This window comes from Desulfurella sp., assembly GCF_023256235.1.
Classification (GTDB): Bacteria; Campylobacterota_A; Desulfurellia; order Desulfurellales; family Desulfurellaceae; genus Desulfurella.
Genome location: NZ_JAGDWY010000020.1, coordinates 1 through 4023, shown reverse-complemented (window position 1 = coordinate 4023; position 4023 = coordinate 1). Strand labels below are relative to the sequence as shown.

The following is a 4023-nucleotide window of genomic DNA, read 5'->3' as shown; positions in this document are numbered from 1 at the left end:
TTTCCTTCATCGCCCCACTGAGAACCCAAAACTAATGTGTTCATTTCAAATCTCCAAATTATTTCTTTTATATATTCTCCACAGCAAGCCCAACTCTTACACCACCAAAGTGTTTGCCTTCTATAAATACAGGAACACCAATATCGCTTATAACTTCACCAGTGTCTCTTGGGTAGGTTTGTATAATCAGGCTATCTGTGTTTCTTGCTACATTTAAGCCAACTGTATCGTTGAATATTCTCATTGAGCGGTTACCTACAAGGTCTTTCTCGTAGTTGCCAGTTAGTGGTTTATCGTAGATTGAGTTGTGTGCTGCTATATAGCCATTGTTGTCTGTAAGTAATACATATCTAAAGTTTTGGTTCATATTCAAGTATTTATCTTCTATGGGCTGGATGTATTGTTTAAAAAAGTCTGTAAATCTTGTGCGGTATTTTTGCGGATTGGTGTTTGGCACTGGCACATAGTTTCTATCCCATATGTCACTGGATGAAATTATGCCTTTTTTGATTGCATTTTCTATTGTATCTGTCATTTCTTTAGCGCATTTGTTTGCAAGATCTACAACTTCTTCTAAAGGGTTTCCTACTCTTACTTTCTTTAAAATATTTGTGGACTGTTCTGCAATTTTGCTTAAATCAAGGCTTTTTGAGCTTACATTGTCAAGACTTATAGATATTTCTTTAACAGAACCTGCAAGGTATTCTACTGTTTGGGCTACTTCTTCGATTGAACTTGACTGTTCTTCTGTGGCTGCTGTTATTGTGTTTATCATGTTGTTTGCCTGGTTTATTTTATCTGCAAGGTTATCAAAAGAAACAAGCATTTCTTCTACAGATTTTGTGTTTTGCTCAATAGTATCTCTTATTATTTTATTTCGCTCAACAAGTATGTTGAAATTTTCTGCAACAGAATTAATTGTGTTTTCTATCTCTTTTGATTGCTTTTGTGTTTGTTCTGCAAGCTTTCTTATCTCATCTGCTACCACTGCAAAGCCTCTGCCATGCTCACCGGCTCGGGCAGCTTCAATGGCAGCATTTAAGGCAAGCAGGTTTGTTTGATTTGATATATCATTTATAACATTTACAATGGATAGTATATCGTCTATTTGAGAATGCAGGTTTTCCATAGATTGTTTATTTTCATTTAATACTTCAATGGAGTTTTGAGAGGCTTTACTTATGTTTTGCGTTGTTTTTATCGTTTGCTCGCTTATAGCGTTTACCTCTTCCATAAACCTTACAAAGTTTTCCATATTGTGAGATATATCGCCTATGGCTTTTGTGGAATCATTCATTGTTTTGTTTATTGCTTCAAGGTTGTCTTTGGTTTCGTTCATATGATGTGTGATGTTTTTTAGCTCAAAGTTAAATTTAGCGTTAAAAACAGAAGTTTTTGTAGCATTTGTTATAAGCTCGCTAAAGATGGATTTGGAAAAACTAACAAGCGTATTTATAAACTTTCCAAGTGAAGCACAAAAGCCTGGCACAGAGTAGTCTTTTGTTAAATCATACCTATCTTGTTTTGTAATTTTACAAAACTCATCGGCTGTTTGTTTTGTTGGTTTTATTATAACAAGATAGTAATACCAGAAGTTTACAATAGCAAAAACTAAGGTTGCGAAAGTAAATGTGTAGATAAAATATTTTTGTACAAAGCTATTCAAAAAGATATAAGCTAAAATACCGCCAATAAAGTAAACCAAAAAAGTTAAAATAGTAAAAATTACTAATTTTTTAAGCATAACTTTACCTCCCTTTGCCATAATAATTAATCAAAGTTATTTTGTCAAATTTGAAGTTTACAAAATTGTAGTTTTATTTTATATTGTGTTTTAGTAAATATTTGGAGGATAATGCATGAAAGGTATAATACTAGCAGGTGGCTCTGGCACAAGGCTTTATCCTGCAACAAGCACAATTTGCAAACAGCTTTTGCCAGTTTATGACAAACCAATGATATATTACCCTTTATCAATTTTGATGCTTGCTGGGATAAGGGATATATTAATAATATCAACACCAAAAGATACACCTAGATTTAGTGAACTATTCAAAGATGGCGCTCATTTAGGTTTAAATATTTCATATGCTGTACAAAAAACACCAAAAGGTTTAGCAGATGCTTTTGTAGTTGGTGAAGCCTTTATTGGAAGCGATAATGTATGTTTGGTTTTAGGCGACAATATCTTTTATGGTCAAGGCTTATCTTATCTATTAAGAAAAGCAAAAACAATTGCAGAAGAAGAACACAATGCGGTAGTGTTTGGCTATTATGTTAAAAACCCACAGGATTACGGCGTGTTTGAGTTTGATGAAAATTTTAATGTATTAAGTATTGAAGAAAAGCCCCAAAAGCCAAAGTCAAATTATGCAGTGGTTGGTTTGTATTTTTATGATAATACTGTAGTTGATATTGCTAAAAACGTAAAGCCTTCTTGGCGGGGTGAGTTAGAAATTACAAGCGTAAACCAGGCTTATCTGGTGCAGTCAAGACTTAAGGCTATAACATTGGGTCGAGGTTTTGCCTGGCTTGATACAGGAACATTTGACAGCTTGCTTGAAGCCAGTCAATTTATACAGACTATAGAAAAACGTCAGGGACTAAAAGTTGGTTGCATAGAAGAGATTGCATATAAAATGGGTTACATTGACAAGGATAAACTTTTAGAATTAGCTCAACCGCTTAAAAAATCAGGTTATGGAAATTACTTAATAAACATATTGCAAGGAGATCGTGGTAATGAATAAAATGTTAATTAGTGGTGGTGCAGGTTTTATCGGTAGCGAATTTGCTCGTCAAGCTTTAAATAAAGGCTACATTATAGCAATTGTAGATAATCTAACATATGCTGGTGATTTAAAACGTATCGATTCTATAAAAAATAGATTAAAATTCTTTAACTGCGATATAAGCGATTTTGAATCTTTAAAAGAAGTATTTATAAACTTTAAACCAGAAATTGTTGTTCATTTTGCAGCAGAAACGCATGTAGATAGAAGCATATTAAATCCGAATATTTTTATTAAAACAAATATAATTGGTACACAAAACATGCTTGAGATATCTAAAGATGCTTTGTTTGTAAACATTTCAACAGATGAAGTGTATGGAGATTTATCGGCTAATGATCCAAGTTTTACAGAAAATTCCTGCCTAAAACCCAGTTCTCCGTATTCAACAAGCAAAGCATCTCAAGATATGCTTGGACGAGCTTATGCTAGAACATATAATTCAAATGTAATAACCATTCGTCCTTCCAATAATTATGGTCCATGGCAATATCCAGAAAAACTAATCCCTGTTGTAATATATAAAGCACTCCAAGATGAGCAAATACCAGTATATGCACAAGGAAAAAATATTAGAGAATGGACTTTTGTAGAAGACTGCGCAAAAGCAATTCTACAATTGATTGAAAAAAAATGCTCAAATGAAATTTTTAATCTTGGAAGTGGTATTGAAAAGGAAAATATTGAGGTTGTAAAATCTATATTGGCTTTGTTAGACAAATCAGAAAGTTTAATAAATTATGTTAAAGATAGGCCAGGTCATGACTTTAGATATTCACTTGATTCAACAAAACTCAAAAAAATAATTGATATAGACTTTACAAGTTTTGAGCAAGGCATAGAAAAAACAGTCAAATGGTATCTGGATAATAAAAATTGGTTATTTGAAAAAGCAAAGGAGTTAAAAAGTTACTGGCAGGCAGTTTACAAATCTAAAAGTTAATTTAAAATGATTTTTTAAAAAGTTATTTGACAATTTTTAAAATATATGTATAATCGTTTTTTGCTTGCTGGCGTAGCTCAATGGTAGAGCAGCTGACTTGTAATCAGCAGGTTGGGGGTTCAAGTCCCTTCGCCAGCTCCATCTAGTGATAATGGAGAGGTTCCCGAGTGGCCAAAGGGAACAGACTGTAAATCTGTCGGCTATTGCCTTCGGAGGTTCGAATCCTCCCCTCTCCACCATTTAACAAAGAATAGGCGGGAATAGCTCAGATGGTAGAGCGCAAGCCTT

Annotated in this window: 3 protein-coding genes and 2 tRNA genes; 4 read left to right on the top strand and 1 reads right to left on the bottom strand. The window is 33.5% G+C overall.

Annotated elements, in window-relative coordinates:
• Nucleotides 1-67: 67 nt before the first annotated feature.
• Nucleotides 68-1744, bottom strand: coding sequence for a methyl-accepting chemotaxis protein (locus Q0C22_RS01890; protein WP_291490398.1), 1677 nt, complete (start codon nt 1742-1744; stop codon nt 68-70).
• Between the two features lie 115 nt (nt 1745-1859).
• Here Q0C22_RS01890 and rfbA point away from each other — a divergent pair, with 115 nt between their 5' ends.
• From rfbA to Q0C22_RS01870, 4 genes are all read left to right on the top strand, one after another.
• A complete protein-coding gene (gene rfbA / locus Q0C22_RS01885; protein WP_291490397.1) occupies nt 1860-2750 on the top strand; it encodes a glucose-1-phosphate thymidylyltransferase RfbA in 891 nt (296 codons plus the stop codon).
• Complete coding sequence (gene rfbB, locus Q0C22_RS01880) at nt 2743-3735, top strand: dTDP-glucose 4,6-dehydratase (protein WP_291490396.1); 993 nt, start codon at nt 2743-2745, stop codon at nt 3733-3735. Before rfbA ends, rfbB begins: the two co-directional genes overlap by 8 nt.
• Before the next feature lie 66 nt (nt 3736-3801).
• Nucleotides 3802-3876: transfer RNA gene (locus Q0C22_RS01875), tRNA-Thr, on the top strand.
• 12 nt (nt 3877-3888) lie between these two features.
• Nucleotides 3889-3974 (top strand) — tRNA-Tyr (locus Q0C22_RS01870).
• Nucleotides 3975-4023: the final 49 nt, after the last annotated feature.

What these genes read in the sequence shown, in the direction of transcription:
- Q0C22_RS01890 (WP_291490398.1), bottom strand. Translation starts at nt 1,744, where the DNA reads ATGCTTAAAAAATTAGTAATTTTTACTATTTTAACTTTTTTGGTTTAC.
- rfbA (WP_291490397.1), top strand. Translation starts at nt 1,860, where the DNA reads ATGAAAGGTATAATACTAGCAGGTGGCTCTGGCACAAGGCTTTATCCT.
- rfbB (WP_291490396.1), top strand. Translation starts at nt 2,743, where the DNA reads ATGAATAAAATGTTAATTAGTGGTGGTGCAGGTTTTATCGGTAGCGAA.